The organism is Marinicella meishanensis (genome assembly GCF_019931145.1).
Taxonomy (GTDB): domain Bacteria; phylum Pseudomonadota; class Gammaproteobacteria; order Xanthomonadales; family Marinicellaceae; genus Marinicella; species Marinicella meishanensis.
In genome coordinates this window covers 293,737-310,624 of record NZ_JAIOUV010000003.1, presented here as the reverse complement: position 1 = coordinate 310,624, position 16,888 = coordinate 293,737, and the positions used below count along the sequence as shown (strand labels likewise).

Below are 16,888 nucleotides of genomic sequence, written 5' to 3'. Positions count from 1 at the left end.
TCCCATTTCACCCAGAGCCAATGTCAGTTTTCTGCGGTTCATTGTTTCGGCTTTGATCAATACTTCTTGAGCAGCTAAATTGTCCACGTCCAAACGAAACACCCGGTCAGTCCCAGCCAGCCACACATGTCCAGTATTGGCATCAAACAAGGCAGAATAGGTTCTGCGTTTGATTGGGTTGGTTATGGATTTGCTTACCACTGTTTCCTGCATGAGAAAAATCTCATTGGGATAGATCAGCCAAATTTGTTTGCCCACAACAATGACATCATTTAAATGGTCAGTCGGTCCGGGAACCTGCCATTCCACTGTGCTGATCCTGTTTCCATCCGTCAGAAAGACCCCAGATTCTGCCGTGCCAATCACGATCATTGAACTGTCCGACTGCAGTTGCATGCTGATGACTTTATTCAAGTGATCAAACCCTTTACCAGTGAGTTTTTTCAATTCATAACCATCATAGATACTCACCCCTTTTAAGGTGGCTACCCAGATCCGTCCATCTCCCCCTTGAATAATGGAACGGACATATGGGTGATCCAGACCTGAATCAGTTGATACATGGTGAAAGTTTTGGGCTTTAACAAAAAAGCTTCCAAAGATGAAAACCAACAAGAATAAAACCTTATGACACACGGCTGAATAAAAAATGTACACCAGCACAGTATAAACCCATTCTACAAATTTGGGTGTGCGGTCATTGAATTGGCATCAGGCAATCAGTTCTTGAAAGAACCTGGAACAAGGGTCTTACTATAAAATGTATAAAGAAAACTAAATGGCGAAAAATTGGATTTCATGCACCAATTCAATGGGCTTCTTCACCAAAATACAAAAAACCTGCTCTGGCAATGAATGCCAGAGCAGGTGTGGAGACTGATGGTGTCAGTCGTTTATCACATGATTATTCATTCAGCCTTCTGGCACTGCTTTGACACAATCCATGGGTGAGTCGTGGGTGTTGATCCCATTGCCATGCGGAAATTCCATCTCTCGGTTATTGGCAACCAGGACATCAGCGCAGACGGCATCTGATGCCATAGGACCAATTAACTTAGCAAAATCGATGTGAAAGCTGCTGAAATTTTCTTCATCATGCGTGTAGCAAACAAAATTAGTGCGGTCTCGTGAATTTTTTTCTTCGTTACCTTTCACTTCAACACTGAACAAAATCACTGACAGAGTGGCCGTTAATAAAATTGACTTAAATTTCATATTGAATTTTCCTTTCATAAATTATTTATCTTTAATTTGGCAAGATTTCTGCCTGTGGAAATGCCTTGTATTTCACCGAACAAACTTCTTCGGTTTGCTCAAATGTCACAGCAATTCATGTTATTGACTGAACACCAAAGTCGAGATTAAATCAATACAATGGGTCTGTACTGATACAATCCAAAGGGTTGTCATGTTCTTTCATCGATTCTGTCACATGATCCAAACATCCTTCTTGTGAATAGGCCACTCCAATAAATTGTCCATGAAAGGTACAAACCAATTGACCTTGACTGGGAGGTCCGCCAGGTTCCGAATTTGACTGTTCACTGTAAGTGATCGTTACCACAATCATTGCAATTGTGAGGACGACAAGTCCCAAACATTTTTTAAACATACACACGCTCTCTAATTTAGTTAGTAATTACATTATTTTTGTTGTGGTGGCCAGGCGGGAGTCAGTGCCTGGCTCATCCACACGCTGCCATTATGCCGCAACGGACGCACTATACAAGCTGATTGGCTCAATAGTTGTGATTTGTGGCCCAAAAATGGTGCTTGGTCTGGCTTGCCATTCCGTTGACAAGCCAGATCTGGTGAAAAATCAATCAGCGGCTTCCACCCAGGCCTTGTAATGGCCACCTTGCTGCAAGATGCTGGTCTTGAATAAATACGCTTTGACTTCATTGCTGCTGTTGTGCACCACGATGCGCTTGTCGTGGGACCCGTCGGCAACTGTTTGTAAGTGGGTCAGGTCACTGTCCTCAATGATCCAGCGACCATTGCCCAAGTCTTCATAGTCACCATCCAAACGATAGCCTTCCAATTTCAGCACCGAAATGCGGTCGGTATATGGCATGCCGCCAATGTTGAATTCTGCCGTCACCCCAGGGCCAATGGCAAAGATGCTCCAGTCCACATCTTGTGTGCCATGAATGGTGTGCCAATACATTTCTCCGGCGAAAGTGGCCACCGCATCACCTGGTGCATTGTCTGTGTAGCCTCTGAGCGGCACATTATCATACTCATCGATGTCCAAAGCGCCCACATGCGAACTGGACAGGCCATAAGCACTGTCGGCGCCAACCTTACCAGCGGAGGTGGCTTTGACCACAAACACTTCTGACAGGGACACGTCATTAATGACATGCACGGCATTGTCCCCATCCTGCATGGATGATGCCACCAGGGTCAATCCGGCTTCATCAATGGAGTAACGACCATTACCCAATTCTGAAAACCCGCCATCAACGCGGTAGGCTTCCAAACGCGCGCCGACATTGGGCATGCCGGTGTTTTGTGAAATGGTCAGAATGCTCACAGGATCATTGAAGCCGAGGGCAAAAATGATCCAATCCTCATCCCCTGCATCATGAAAATTGTGCGCTTGGTGGTCACCGGCATAGGTCACCACCGCATCTCCAGGGTTGTCGTCGGTGTAGCCCCTGATTGAAACATCATCATATTCATCCGGCTCTGATACAGGCTCTGAACCGGTCAGGTTGGTCACATTGAGCAATCGATTGGGTGTATCCGTACCAGCTGCCATCACTTTCCCCAATGACGCACCGGATAATATCGCATCGGTGACTTGAGCAACTGTTGCATTGGGATTATCCTGTAAATACAAGGCCACAGCTCCAGCCACATGTGGTGCCGACATGGAAGTACCAGTTTTATAGCTGGCGCCGCCGTTTTTATCGGCTGATAGGATGTCTTCGCCGGGCGCAAATAAATCCACCACAGGACCATAATTTGAGCCAGAGTTGGCTGAATCTACCCAGCGCCAATCGTTTTGATTGGTGGCAGCAACCGTGATGGCATCCGGTACATTGGCAGGCGATTGCGAGTATTCATAAAAATTGCTGTTCCCAGCGGAGACCACCACAGGTATATCCAGATCAATCAAAGCTTCCACCGCTTCCATCAGAGGTTGGTTGTAAGCGGCACCAATGCTGATATTTGCCACAGCTGGTCTTTGGTAGTTCTCGGTTAGCCATTCAATGCCAGCAATCAAGTCTGAGACTTTGCCGGTATTGGAACACCCCAAAACCCTGATGGGCAAAATGTTGACGTTTTTGGCCACACCCCATGATTGGCTGCCTATGGTACCCGCCACATGGGTACCATGGCCGTTACAATCACTAAAACAAATCGTCGGTGGGTCAATACCAGGACGCGGAGGTGGGCCAACCACATCACAACCTCCCAGTCCACCACCAGACCCAGTTACAAAGTCTATATTTTCGCTGACACGGCCGTTGAAGTCAGCATGGTTTACTGTCCCTGTATCAAACACATAGGCATTGACACCAGACCCATCCAAATCGTAGTGGTAACGCTGGTCCAATGGCAATGATTCCTGATCAACACGGTCCAATCCCCAAGTGGGGTTGAATTGGGTGTTGTTCAGGGTGGTCTCCTTGTCGGCATAGATGTACGCCACCCGTTGATCTCTGGTCATCGATTCGACCGCTGAGCGACTGTGTGATTTCAGCAAGAATCCTTTGACACTGTGGTGATACACCGCCATCATTTCACCACCATACTCACTGGCCATGTTCTTGGCCGTCTCGATCATGAATTCTTTATAAGTGGGACCTCTTTTGTCTTCTGGGTTGTATTCAGACAATTGGGCTTGGCTGAATTTAATGAGGTACAGATCGGGCACCACATCGGCATCATTGATGCCCATGATGCCATTGCCTTCGTTACCACCGGGGCGACTGCCACCAATCGAACTTTGGGCCATGACTGGCAACTGCACAGCCAGAGAGGCCATCAGCGCAAGTTTTGTATACAGATGTTTCATTGTGTTCTCCTGTTGATTGAAAATGTTTGGTTGATGGGCACGTGGTTGTGTTGGCGAACCGCCACAAACCGGTACTCAACCTGCTTTCAATTGTCAGGAATTGCCGCGTTTGGCGTTATCCAATGCCGGCCAAAAAACAGCACTATTGATCGGATTTACCCAAGAATTGGGCCAAGAAAAGCGACTTACGGGCCGCCATCACCCCGGTAACCCGCAATGGCGTTCAAGCGGTTCTTGCTGCGCACAAAAACCCCGTTGCCGCGACCAATTTCCCGGTCAGCGGCGTTGTACACCACGGCTTCGGCAATGATTTGGCTGCGGTTCTGGTTGACCACGCGGCCCACAGCGCGCAAGGTGCCTTCACTGACTGGACGGGTCAGGTAGGTGGTGAAGGTGGTGGTGAGCATAAAAAATTCGGGCTCCAATGAGTTGGCGGCAAAATAAGCCGCGTCATCCAACATCTTGAAATACACCGAACCATGCACGGCATTGGCTGCATGGTGGTAATCGGGTTTCAGCTCAATGGTGATGGTGGCCTGCCCTTCCTGGACCTGGATTTGGGGTTGAAACAAGGCATTGAATGGGGCTGACAAGTACATCCGTTCCAACTGTTTGCAATGGCTTGGGGAATTGGTTTTGTTCATGGTCTGATTGTTGACTTAGATTGGAGGTTTAATTGTTGGTTTTTGGGGAGGCGCTATTTAATCACCGCAGCTGACTGATTATAATGTCCCCTGATCAAGAAAACGAATCCCATGAAATTTTTAGTCAGTAATGACGACGGCGTGAATGCCAAAGGCATCAAAATTTTGGCCGAAATGCTCAAAGAATTGGGCGAGGTGGTGGTGTTTGCCCCCAACCGCGACCGTTCGGGTGCCAGCAATTCATTGACCCTGGACCGACCCATCCGCGTGGAAAAAGTGTCCGATGAGGTGTTCAGTGTGTATGGCACGCCCACCGACTGTGTGCACCTGGCCTTAACTGGGGTGCTGGACCAGGAACCTGACATGGTCATTTCCGGCATCAACAACGCTGCCAATTTGGGTGATGATGTGTTGTATTCCGGGACCGTGGCGGCGGCCATTGAAGGCCGTTACTTGGGTTTGCCGGCCATTGCGGTGTCGATTGTGTTGGATTCAGTCAAGGAAAACCGCCGACCCCGAGATTTTCACACCGTGACCCATTTTCTGAAAAAGATCATCCAACACGTGATCATGCACCCCTTGCCCAAAGACACCATTTTGAATGTCAATGTGCCCAATCTACCGATCGAGGAAATCAAAGGCCTGAAGATCACCCGCCTGGGTTACCGACACAAAGCCGAAAACGCCATCCCCATTCGCGATCCCCGCGGCTTTAAAATGTATTGGATTGGACCGGCCGGGCCCGAGGCCGATGCCGGCGACGGCACCGATTTTCATGCCGTGAAAAACGGCTATGTGTCGATATCTCCAATGCAAACCGACATGACCAAGCATGATTTCATTGATGACTTGGCCACCTGGGCCAAAACGATATGAATTCAGCGGGTATTGGCATGACTTCCAACCGCACGCGGCAACGCATGATTGACCGCCTGCGCCAACGCGGCATTGCCGATGAGCGGGTGTTGCAAGCCATGGCCGAAATTCCCCGCCACCTGTTCATTGATGAAGCCCTGGCCCACCGGGCTTACGAAGATGATGCGCTGCCGATCAAATACGGTCAGACCATCTCACAGCCTTATGTGGTGGCCCGCATGACCGAAGAAGTGATCCGCGATTCGCTGCCTGGCAAGGTGTTGGAATTGGGCACCGGATCGGGCTACCAAGCCGCGGTTTTGGGCCAGCTGGCCGGGCAGGTGTTCAGTGTCGAGCGGATCGACAAATTGACCCGCAGCGCCCGGCGCCTGTTCATCAGGCTGGGATACCAAAACATCCGCTGCAAAACCGCTGACGGCCATGATGGCTGGCCCAGCGAAGCCCCGTTTGACACCATCATTATCACGGCGGCACCGGAAACCGTGCCATTTGATTTACTGGACCAATTGGTGATCGGCGGTAAAATGATCTTGCCAGTGGGCGATGGGCGGAAACAAAAATTGCTTGCGTTGGTCAAACAAGAACATGGGTACCAGGAAACATTCCTGGGTGATGTGATTTTTGTGCCGTTGTTGGAGGGTGTGGTTCGGTAAATGCGCATTGGGTTGGTCATGTTGTTGCTGTTCGGCTTGTGGTCATGTGCTCCCAGGCGCCCTGCGGTGGTGGACGAAGTGAAAAGCAAACCGCACCGCAGCCAAACCAAATCAAGTGCCCGACACGTGCCAAAACAAACACCCAAAACCCACAAAGTGGTCCAAGGCGATTCGTTGTATTCGATCGGCTTTCGTTACCAAAAAGATTACAAGACCCTGGCCGCGATCAACAACATCAAACCACCCTACCGCATTTATCCCGACCAAGTCATTCGTCTGACCGGACCGGATCCCCAAAAAAAGGTGTTCAAGCCCAGTCAGCAAAAATCTTCCAACACCGTCCAAACCAAACCACTGGTCACCAACCAACCGATCAGTGCCAAGCCCAGCACCACCAAGCCAGCTGGGCAAGCGGCCAAGACCGCGGCCACCAAACCGGCAACCACACAGGGCAATACTCAGGGCAATACACAGGGCAATGCCCAGACCAATAAACCGCCCAGCAGCCAAACCACCACCCAACCCCCGGCCCGCAAGCCGGTGGTGGTGAACACCCCCACCAACAGCAATCTGAAATGGCTGTGGCCCACCCAGGGCAAAATCCGCACCACGTTTTTGGCCAGCAACCCGGCGCGCAAAGGCATTTCAATTGGTGGGCAAGAAGGGCAACCGGTGAAAGCAGCTGAAGCCGGGGTGGTGGTGTACAGCGGCAATGGCTTGTTGGGCTACGGTGAATTGGTGATCATCAAGCACAATGAGCAATACCTCAGTGCCTACGGCCACAACAAATCACTGAAAGTGAAAGAAGGTGAATCTGTGACCCGCGGTCAAATCATCGCCGAGCTGGGTTCAACCGGCACCAATGTCAATAATTTGCATTTCGAAATCCGCAAAAATGGGCAACCGGTCAATCCTTTGAATTACGTCAAACCCTGAAAAGTTTAAGCATCGCGACAGACCGTCATTGACGGTTAATCTGGTCAAGTCGACGAATATTGTATGGACATACTAAAGTATTCGTATTAAACTCAATGAACAACGTTTTCATTGAGGTGCAGTCTGATGAATCTTCATGGCTACAAACAAATGAGGTCACAGGTCCGAATTTTGTTTCACACTTTGTTTTTGGGCACCTTGGTCAACTTGATCATTACAGTGCCATTGATGGCAGGAATTAAACCCGCAGGTCATCCCAATTTTCTCAGTCCTCACAGCAAACCCTTGGTACTGGATCACAAAAACCTTTTGTTCGTGGTCAACACACCCAATGACACGGTTGATGTGATCGATACCATCAGCGCCCAATGGTTGCTTCAAATTCCAGTTGGGATAGATCCGGTGTCAATTGCCCTCAAGCCCGATGGCACACAAATCTGGGTTTCTAACCACATTTCAGATTCTGTCAGCATCATTGACAATCAACCCAACAGCCCCACATACTTGCAAGTCATTGCCACCATCCAAGACATTGCTCCAGAATCTCTGGTCACCCGTTTTGATGAACCGGTTGGAGTGGTCTTTGCCAACAACCACAAAGCTTATGTGGCCCTTTCATCTGAAAATCAAATCGCAGTCATTGACACCAACAATTTGGAGATCATCAAGAAATTAAGTATCAGGGCGCAAGATCCCCGGGCCATGGCAGTCAAAAATGACCGCTTGTATGTCATTCCTTTTGAGTCCAATAATCAAACCCAGATATCAGGATGCGTGGGAGAGATACCGGCAGTCAGTTTATGCACCTTTGATGCCACTGAACATGTGGTCAACAACAACAATGTGCTTTCACAAAACATTGTGGTGGATGTGGTTAAGCATCCAGACATCCCTGATCGTGACCTGTTCATTTATGACACCGCCACTGATCAGTTAATAGAGACAGTCTCCCACCTGGGCACCTTATTGTATGGTATCGCAGTCAATTCAAAAGGGGATATTTATATCACCCAAACCGATGCCCGCAACGATAAAAATGGAGCCAGTGGGACTTTTGGTGATGGCTTGCTTCAAATGGAAAATCGGGCGTTTTTAAATCGCATTACAAAAGTGGCGTGTGGTGGTGAATCATGCCAATCACCACAACACATCGAGTTGGAGCCCTTGCCGCCGACCAACCCACCACTGGGTGAAGCTGTCGCCACTCCATTTGCCATTCAAATCAGCCAAGATGACAGCACTTTGGTGATCACCGCTGCCGGATCTAATCAATTGATCTTGCTCAATGCTGAAAGCCAACAAATTATCAGTCGAGTTCAAGTTGGCGGCGTGCCAAGAGGCCTTGCATTGGCTCACGATTCCAATGGTCGATTAACTACTGCCTGGGTGTTGAATGCCGTCGATAATTCAGTTTCCAAAGTGGTGGTGGACAATTTAATGTCACCCACAGTTCAGCGCACCATTTCTCTGCCCGACCCAACCCATCCTGTCGTAAAAATGGGGCGGTTGGCTTTCAACAATGCCAAAGCGTCAACCAGCCAAACTTTTTCTTGTGAAAGCTGCCACCCAGATGGTGGTACTGACCAACTGTTGTGGGTGTTGAATACACCCATTTGCGACTTGCCAGGTTGCGACCAAATACCCCCACGCAGCACCATGCCAATCAGGGGATTACAAGACACTGCCCCATACCATTGGGATGGCATCCCAGGAGATCCTTATGGCGGCATCAATACTGCCAGCATCAACGCACCTCAACCAGCCAATTGTCAACTCCAGGACCCAGTGAGCTGCACCCGGAACTTGGTTGATGGTGGATTGGCATCTACCATGTGTATGGTCGGAAACTGTCCCATCAACGAATCCGGACAAGCTGGCGCTTTGTCTGAGTCAGAGCGCCATGCCATGGCCAATTTTTTACTCAGCATCCCTTACCCACCAGCGCAACGAAGGTCCATGACCAATGAATTGAGTGATCGGGCCAAAGCGGGGTTTAATTTATTTCACATTTTGGGGGACGAACAGGGTGGTCCGAACCCCAATGTATGTGGCAACTGTCATCGGATGCCATTTTGGGTCAGTACCAACACGCCTGGATCAGGAATGGATGCGCCCACTTTCAGAGGAGCCTATGATCGCTGGTTGATATTGCCTCAAGGCCGTCTGAACATCATCGACTTTACTTTTTATGAATTGCTGGCCAGACAAGGTGTTCCCGAGGAACGTATGTGGCAATTGTCGTGGGCATCCAGACCACGATTCAATCCGGTGTGGAACATGATCACTGAGGGCAGTACTGGTTTTTCTGGTGCATTTGGCCGTCAAATACCTTTGAACCCAAGCTCGATTAATGAGCCTCAATATGAAGCCATGTTTGTGGCTTTGGAGGCGGCTGCCCATGATGGAGGTGTCTTACTCCAAGGAAACGTCACGACAACAACAGAATCACCACCCAAGAACATCGAAATCGAATTCTTTGCACAACAATATTGGCTGTCCAATATGATTAACCCCATTGACAGATCGCAATTAATATCAATGGTTGAATCGGGACAATTGGTTGGCACGTTAACAGCCAGGGTGGGAGCGCATGTGGATGTCACTCATCCGCAACCGGCATTGTGGACATCAGGCAGTTTGCAGCAACAAACTGGTGCGCAACAATTTCCAGTGTCTTCTGAAGGTTCCAAACAAATCATATTGAGTGGCAGACATGTCGCACCGACAGCTCATATCCTGATAGATGGTCAACGGGTTACAGGAACCGTGGACTGTCTCAATGGAGGACAAATGCCTGACTGCCATGAAGAAACTCTGGTCATCACATTAACTCATTTACCCGATCTGGTTGGACAGCATTTTCTGCAAGTTCAGAACCCCGATGGCTTGTTCAGTAATGACTTCATTTTTTACACCGAGGAGGCCGGTTTAGGCATGCCCACCTTGGACATTAGCGGCCCTTGGTTCAACAATCAACAGGGTGGTCACGGGTGGTATTTGGAATTACTAGATTCCTTGGATCCAAACCAAAACCAACGCTTACTCGCTTATTGGTACACCTATCAGAATGGGCAGCCCATTTGGCTGTTGGGTGTGGGTAAAATGATTAATGGCCGGGCTCAGATAGCCATGAGAATGGCATCAGGAACCAGCTTTCCACCCAATCACAATCCGGCAGAAATTGAATTTGAAAAATGGGGAACACTGGAATTTGAATTTGCCAGTGCCGAATCAGGAAAGGCCCTGTGGTTTTCTGATCAACCTGGGTTTGAAGCAGGTCACATGTCCATTGAAAAACTCGCAGTCATCAGCTCAGATGTCGCAGGCTGCCTCAGTGGCAGCTACTTGGATCCCAATCAATCAGGCCATGGGCTGAGCATACAAGTGGTCAATGTCAATGGCCAAAACTCTGTATTAGCCACTTGGTTCGCTTTCCTTGATGGCCAGCCAGTCTGGATGACCGGATCAGGGCATCTGAACGAAACTAATTCACAGGTGAATTTGTCACGATTCACCGGAACCAATTTTCCCCCAAATTTCCGCCCCAGCGACATCAACCAACAATCATGGGGAGACATTCAGTTGATTTTTAGTGGCTCTGATCAAGTAAATGTGACTTGGGCCAGTCAATTAGCTGGGTATGGCTCGGGCGTTATGAACATGCAAAAACTCACCAGATTGGCTGGACACGATTGCATCACGCCTTCTCTTTGATGCCATTCTAATTCGCCTTACAAGGCCAGTTGGTAGGCTTCATACAAACGATATCCCACCAAGGCACAGAGCAACAAGCCCAACACCGGTAGGTAGACCACCGGTTTTTTGTATTGGGTCAACAAGAACCAGCCCAGGAACAATAGGTTGATCCCAGCGGCCACGTATTTGAACACCACGGCCACCGGCACCAGTTCAGGAAACACCGCTGGATAAGCCACCAGTAAGGCGCCGAACACCCCGACCAGCGCGATGCGCTTGTCATGAAACACGGCTTGCAGCAGCAAAATGGCCCAACTGATCACCCCAACCGACACGACCACGGCGATCACCCAGCCAAACTCAACCAAAAATTCGGCTTGGGTCATTGGCTGGACTTGATCGCGGGTACGGTGTTGTTGATCGCGATCAACACATCTTCACCGAATTTCTTGCACCGCTCTGGCGACCAACCGTACTGTTCATCCGGCAAATCATGGTTGTCTTTGAACGGTTGTTCAACGGTGTAAGACAGGCAATTGAAGGTTTGTCCCACGTAGTTGGTGGCGATGCGCAAATCGGCTTTGCCTGGCTCATCGTCGTCGTATTTGTACACATCCTGAAAATCCGGACTGGCCGCTGCCCAGGCCGCTTTGAAGGTGTCTTCCAGGTGTTTGAGGCGTTCGTTGTAATTGGGGTTGCCCTCACAACCGGCGACAAAGTTGTACGGAATGGCTTCATCACCATGGATGTCCAAAAACAGATCCACCCCACGCGCATGCATTTGTTCCCGCACCAAGTACACTTCCGGGCTGGCTGTCATCGTCGGTTCCATCCATTCGCGATTCAAATTGGCTCCAGAGGCATTGGTGCGCAGGTTGCCGCGATAGGAACCGTCCGGGTTCATGTTGGGCACCACATGGAAGCGACATTGTTGCAACAATTGTCTGGATGTTGGGTTGTCTTGGTCCAACAAGGATTCCAAAAAACCTTCTACAAACCATTCGGCCATGGTTTCGCCGGGGTGTTGGCGGGCAATCATCCAAACATTCAGTTTTTCGGTCAAATCCACTTCCTCGTCTTCGATCACCAGCATGTCAAAATCGCGGCCATCCAGGGTTTCACCCAAATTGACCAGGGTGCTCAAGGCCGACTGTTGGGCAAAGGCCAACAAGTTCAAATGGCGATCAAAGGGGTATGGGGCAAAATAGGCCAAATAGATGTCGTCGGTGTCGGTGTTGAACTCAACCGTCAGTTGTTTGCCATCGAATTCGGTGGGGATGCGGAACCATTCTTGGCGGTCAGTGGAGGCACACACGTCATAATCTTGCCAACCTTCGACATAGGAAGTGTCTGCGGCATTGAGGAATTTCACCACACAGTCTTGGTTTTTCACACCTTGCAAGCGGAAATAAAACCACTGTCTGAATTCGGAATGTGAATCGTTTTTAATCTTGACCTGAATGTCGGAAAAATCGTCGGTTTTGACCGCCTCAATGCGGCCGCCATCGAAATGACTGCTGATTCTCATGGGGATGCCTGATTGATAAAAAAGCACATCTTGTCACAGATGCCGGTGGCATTCAATCGAAACCAGTCTCATTCTCGCACATGCATGAACACCCCCAACACCACCTGGGCCATTTTGTCATAATCCAAGGTGTCGAAAGTGTCGGCTGCAGTGTGGTAATTGCGGTTGCGGTAAAACGCTGTGTCGGTGACCATGATGGCAGGGATGTCCAATGCCCAGTAATTCAAATGGTCGGAAAAATCGACGCCCGGAAGCTGACTGGGGGCGTTGACTGAAAACGCCGGTAGGGTGGTGTAACGGTTGAAGGTGTTTTTCAATTTTTGGCCCTGGGTAGACCACAGTTGATCGATCACTGCGATGAAGTTGCCTTGATCTGGATACAGCCAATCCATCAAAATGGTGGGGTAATGTTGCGAACCGGGCTGCTTTGAAAAGTAGCCAATCATTTCCAGCGAAATCATCAGCTGCACGGGCTGTTGCAGGCTCTGGGCATGCACGTAACTGCCCATGTGCTCGGTGCGAAAATGCGGCGGTTCTTCCAAGGTGTAAAACACCAGTTCAATGGCGCCACTGGGTGGGTGTTGTTGCAACAACCGGGCCAACTCCAACAAGCCGGCCACCCCACTGGCGTTGTCATCCGCACCGGGCATTTCATCATAGGCATCATAATGGGCACCAATAATGATGAGTTCAGGGCTGACTGGGCCCAAGCGCACAACGATGTTGTGGTGACTTTGTCCGTAGACATCAAAAGCCTGCTGTTGCGGGTCCAAACCCATGGCCATCAATTCGGCTTCGATGTAAGCGCTGGCAGCCGCCAATCCCTCTGGCTGGTTGTGGCTGCGGTTGGTTTGTTCACTGAGAAACCGCACATGCCGTTGTAAATCTTCCGGCTTGACCGCCCAGGCCTGTGGCAAAGTTTCTGCCGTCACCCAGGAGGGACGTTTGACCACGTACATGATCAGCAACAACAAGGTCAGCAACAACAAGCCAGAACGAATGAATTTTTTCTTCATGATCAAGTCAGGATTCCATGGATTCACCCATTATGACAGCCCGTTGGGTAAAATTCTCAATTCATTTGCAATGAGAATGAAGTCAGGGGGTCTTTATGAATTCACAGAGAGCGAGTAACACCATGAAAACAATCACCACCTTCGCGTTGGCAGTGGGCTTGGCCCTGGCTGCCATTGCCAACCAGACCTTGGCCAAAGATTATTTTGACCAAGCCGACCAAGTCACCCCATTGCTACCGGGCATGGCCATTCCGGCCTTCACGGCCCAAACCCCTGCAGGGGAAACCGTGGTTTTTGCGCCGGAGCAGATTGAAAAACCATTTGTTTTGACTTTTTATCGTGGCGGCTGGTGTCCCTATTGCCGCGCTCACTTGGGTGAAATGCGTTTGGCCGAAGCCGAATTGGTTAAACTGGGCTTCGATGTGTACTTCATGAGCCCCGATCAACCCAGTTTTTTGGCCGAATCGATCCAATTGGCCCAACAACAAGCCGCTGATGAAGAAAAATTCGACTACCAGTTGTTGTCTGATGCCGACATGTCTGTGGCCCGCGCTTTTCGCATCGCCTTTAAAGTAGAAGACGAATTGGTCGAAAAATACAAACAATGGAACATCGACTTAGAAAAAGCCTCAGGTCATGACCACCACTTGTTGCCGGCACCGGCCGTGTTTTTGGTCGGAACCGATGGGGTGATTCAGTTTCAATACGTCAATCCAGACTACAAAATCAGGCTGGCACCGGCCATTTTATTGGCTGCGGCAAAAGATTATTTGAAAAGACAACCCAATTGACCCTATAATGGCCCGCATGAACGGTGGCGCCTTCCCCCTTTATGCCACCGTTCACCCGCGGGACCGTGTTCTTTGAATGCGGTCCCGTTTTTATTTTCCCACCCCAGATCTGGCACAATGAACCGGCAGATGGTTTGTGTTCAAGCCAGTGAAACCTTATAATGCCGCTTTCCCCAAGAAGCGCAGCGCATGCAACTTTCAGAACTGACTGCCATCACTTCGGTTGATGGTCGCTACCACAGCAAAACCAAACAATTTGGCCACATTTTCAGTGAGTATGGCCTGATCCGCCATCGCCTGCTGGTTGAACTGAAATGGCTGATTCACTTGAGCCAAACCGAAGGCATTGATGAAGTCAAAACCATGGGCCCCAAGGACATTGATTGGGTGATGGCCATTTTTGACAACTTCACCCCCGCCGAAGCGCAAAAAGTCAAAGACATCGAAGCCACCACCAACCACGATGTCAAAGCGGTTGAGTATTACATCAAAAACCAACTGGAAGCACACCCTGAGTTGAGTCAAATCAAAGAGTTCGTGCATTTTGCTTGCACCTCAGAAGACATCAACAACCTGAGTTATGCGCTGATGCTGAAAACCGCCCGGGACACAGTGTTCATCCCCACCATCCAAGGCCTCATCAAACAATTATCGGACATGGCCATGGCTTATGCCGACATGCCGATGATGGCCAAAACCCATGGCCAACCGGCCTCACCCACCACCATGGGTAAAGAATTGGCCAACGTGGTGTTTCGCCTGAAGTACCAGCTGGATCAACTGGCCCACATCACCTTGTTTGGCAAACTGAACGGAGCGGTGGGCAATTTCAATGCCCATTACAGCGCTTACCCGGAACTGGATTGGCCCCAAATTTCAGCCGACTTCATCAGTGATTTGGGTTTGGAGTTTCACCCGTTCACCACACAAATTGAACCGCATGATTTTGTCGCTGAACTGTGCCACAACATGATCCGTCTGAACACCATCCAATTGGATCTGGCACGGGATGTCTGGGGCTACATTTCCAACGGTTATTTCACCCAAAAAACCGTGGCCGGCGAGATCGGATCATCCACCATGCCACACAAAGTCAACCCGATTGATTTCGAAAACGCCGAGGGCAACCTGGGCTTGTCCAACGCCACCTTGCACCACTTGGCAGAAAAATTGCCGGTCTCGCGCTGGCAACGGGATCTGACCGATTCAACCGTACTGCGGGCCTTGGGCACGGCTTTTGGCCATGCGGCCATTGCCTGGGCGGCTTTGGCCAAAGGCCTGAACAAACTGGCCATCAATGAAGCCATGTTGTTACATGACCTGGACCACAACTGGGAACTGTTGGCCGAACCCATTCAAACCGTGATGCGGCGGTATGGGGTGGCCAACCCTTATGAAAAACTCAAAGAGCTGACCCGGGGACAGCGGGTCGATCAAGCGCAAATGCAAGCCTTCATCCAAGGTCTGGACATTCCCGATGAAGCCAAACAACGTCTGTTGCAAATGACCCCAGCCAATTACCTCGGCAATGCCCCAGAACAAGCCAAACGTCTTTGATGGTCAAGCGATCACTGCCAGTGACTTCTTGTTGAAGCACTGGCAGCAAGCGCCCTATTTATTCACCAACACTGGGATAGACTTGTCCTGCTTGCCCAGCCAAGCGGACTTGTTTGAGCTGGCCGCTGAGCCCGATGTGCAATCAAGGATTGTTTACACCGAAGACGGGCGACACTACCAAGCCATCTATGATGACCCCGAAGCCTGGGACGAAGTGGCCGATTGCCAACCCACCTTATTGGTTTCTGACATAGAAAAATGGCACCCACCTGCTGGTCACATCCTGCAGTGGTTTCCCTTCATAAAGAATTGGCGCTTTGATGACCTGATGATGTCCTATGCCCCCACCGGGGCTTCGGTCGGGGCCCACACCGATCATTACGATGTGTTTTTGCTGCAAGTCCAAGGCACCCGCCAATGGGCTTACGACCACCAACCCTTGCGCGATCTCAAGCTGGTGGCTGACAGTGAGCTGGCCGTGATTGATGGTTACCAACCCCAAGTCAGCCATGAACTGCAGCCAGGTGATGTGTTGTACTTACCCCCAGAAATTCCCCACCACGGCATCGCCACTTCTGACGATTGCCTGACCTGTTCCATCGGCCTTAGGGCACCGTCGGCTGCCGAAGTGCTGCAGGCAGCGGTGGAACAGCACAGCGCACAGCTGCCTGCAAGCCAGCGTTTTCGGGATGCGGTGACCCAGCTGGCCAACGACGCCGACATTGGCGCCCACGAAATCCAATACCTCAGAAAGCAATTACAGCAATTGGCCGCGGCCGATGACCAGGCCTTGGCCAGCTGGTTCGGGCAGCTGGTCACCGGCTATCGTTTGTTGGACGAGGCACCCTGGGCCGCACAACCACCCCATACCAACCAAACGGCTTGGCAAAAGAGCCCTTTCAGTGTGTTTGCTTACCATCAGAGCAGCCAGCACCCAGCCCAATTGTTTGTCAATGGTGAGGTGTTTCATTGCCGCCTGGAACTGGCCCAAGCCATTTGCAACCAAACACAGTTCAGCCTGGAGTCCTTACAGCATTTGGACCCAGACCGGGTGGCCACCCAACGCTTGCTCAAACAGCTGATCGACAGCCAAGCTTTGATACCTGCCGCATAACCAGACCCGTCGGACATTCACTTTTTTTCGGCCACAAAGATTGAAAATGG

13 protein-coding genes are annotated in these 16,888 nt (G+C 50.2%); 7 read left to right on the top strand and 6 right to left on the bottom strand.

Annotated features, from left to right (window positions below; genetic code table 11):
* Positions 1-912: 912 nt before the first annotated feature.
* From K7G70_RS06250 to K7G70_RS06240, 3 genes are all read right to left on the bottom strand, one after another.
* Positions 913-1,215, bottom strand: a complete 303-nt coding sequence (locus tag K7G70_RS06250) for a hypothetical protein (RefSeq protein ID WP_223787750.1) — start codon at positions 1,213-1,215, stop codon at positions 913-915.
* Positions 1,216-1,819: 604 nt separating this feature from the next.
* Positions 1,820-4,027, bottom strand: coding sequence for a S8 family peptidase (locus K7G70_RS06245; protein ID WP_223787749.1), 2,208 nt, complete (start codon positions 4,025-4,027; stop codon positions 1,820-1,822).
* Positions 4,028-4,212: 185 nt separating this feature from the next.
* The gene (locus tag K7G70_RS06240; RefSeq protein ID WP_223787748.1) at positions 4,213-4,671 is read right to left on the bottom strand and encodes a PaaI family thioesterase; all 459 of its coding nucleotides are present in this window, start codon (positions 4,669-4,671) and stop codon (positions 4,213-4,215) included.
* Between the two features lie 111 nt (positions 4,672-4,782).
* Between K7G70_RS06240 and surE the strand changes: the two genes are divergently transcribed.
* The 4 genes from surE to K7G70_RS06220 all read left to right on the top strand — a co-directional run bounded on the left by surE (position 4,783) and on the right by K7G70_RS06220 (position 10,850).
* Complete coding sequence (surE, locus tag K7G70_RS06235) at positions 4,783-5,547, top strand: 5'/3'-nucleotidase SurE (protein WP_223787747.1); 765 nt, start codon at positions 4,783-4,785, stop codon at positions 5,545-5,547.
* Positions 5,544-6,200: a protein-L-isoaspartate(D-aspartate) O-methyltransferase gene (locus K7G70_RS06230; RefSeq protein ID WP_223787746.1), complete on the top strand. Its 657-nt coding sequence runs from the start codon at positions 5,544-5,546 to the stop codon at positions 6,198-6,200. Before surE ends, K7G70_RS06230 begins: the two co-directional genes overlap by 4 nt.
* Positions 6,201-7,136 carry a peptidoglycan DD-metalloendopeptidase family protein gene (locus K7G70_RS06225; protein ID WP_223787745.1) on the top strand — a complete coding sequence of 312 codons (936 nt, stop codon included), beginning with the start codon at positions 6,201-6,203 and terminating at the stop codon, positions 7,134-7,136.
* A gap of 654 nt (positions 7,137-7,790) precedes the next feature.
* Positions 7,791-10,850 carry a YncE family protein gene (locus K7G70_RS06220; RefSeq protein WP_223787744.1) on the top strand — a complete coding sequence of 1,020 codons (3,060 nt, stop codon included), beginning with the start codon at positions 7,791-7,793 and terminating at the stop codon, positions 10,848-10,850.
* A gap of 17 nt (positions 10,851-10,867) precedes the next feature.
* Here the strand turns inward: K7G70_RS06220 and K7G70_RS06215 are convergent, their stop codons facing one another.
* From K7G70_RS06215 to K7G70_RS06205, 3 genes are all read right to left on the bottom strand, one after another.
* On the bottom strand, positions 10,868-11,218 hold the full coding sequence (locus K7G70_RS06215; protein WP_223787743.1) for a hypothetical protein: 351 nt from the start codon (positions 11,216-11,218) through the stop codon (positions 10,868-10,870).
* Positions 11,215-12,360 (bottom strand): M14 family metallopeptidase, encoded by a 1,146-nt coding sequence (locus tag K7G70_RS06210; RefSeq protein WP_223787742.1) that lies wholly within the window; start codon positions 12,358-12,360, stop codon positions 11,215-11,217. The genes K7G70_RS06215 and K7G70_RS06210 overlap by 4 nt, the downstream gene beginning before the upstream one ends.
* A 68-nt stretch (positions 12,361-12,428) precedes the next feature.
* Positions 12,429-13,376: a M28 family peptidase gene (locus K7G70_RS06205; protein ID WP_223787741.1), complete on the bottom strand. Its 948-nt coding sequence runs from the start codon at positions 13,374-13,376 to the stop codon at positions 12,429-12,431.
* A 122-nt stretch (positions 13,377-13,498) separates the two neighbouring features.
* Between K7G70_RS06205 and K7G70_RS06200 the strand changes: the two genes are divergently transcribed.
* The 3 genes from K7G70_RS06200 to K7G70_RS06190 all read left to right on the top strand — a co-directional run bounded on the left by K7G70_RS06200 (position 13,499) and on the right by K7G70_RS06190 (position 16,838).
* On the top strand, positions 13,499-14,167 hold the full coding sequence (locus tag K7G70_RS06200; protein WP_223787740.1) for a peroxiredoxin-like family protein: 669 nt from the start codon (positions 13,499-13,501) through the stop codon (positions 14,165-14,167).
* Between the two features lie 189 nt (positions 14,168-14,356).
* Positions 14,357-15,724 (top strand): adenylosuccinate lyase, encoded by a 1,368-nt coding sequence (gene purB, locus K7G70_RS06195; RefSeq protein ID WP_223787739.1) that lies wholly within the window; start codon positions 14,357-14,359, stop codon positions 15,722-15,724.
* Positions 15,696-16,838, top strand: coding sequence for a cupin domain-containing protein (locus K7G70_RS06190; RefSeq protein ID WP_223787738.1), 1,143 nt, complete (start codon positions 15,696-15,698; stop codon positions 16,836-16,838). Before purB ends, K7G70_RS06190 begins: the two co-directional genes overlap by 29 nt.
* Positions 16,839-16,888: the final 50 nt, after the last annotated feature.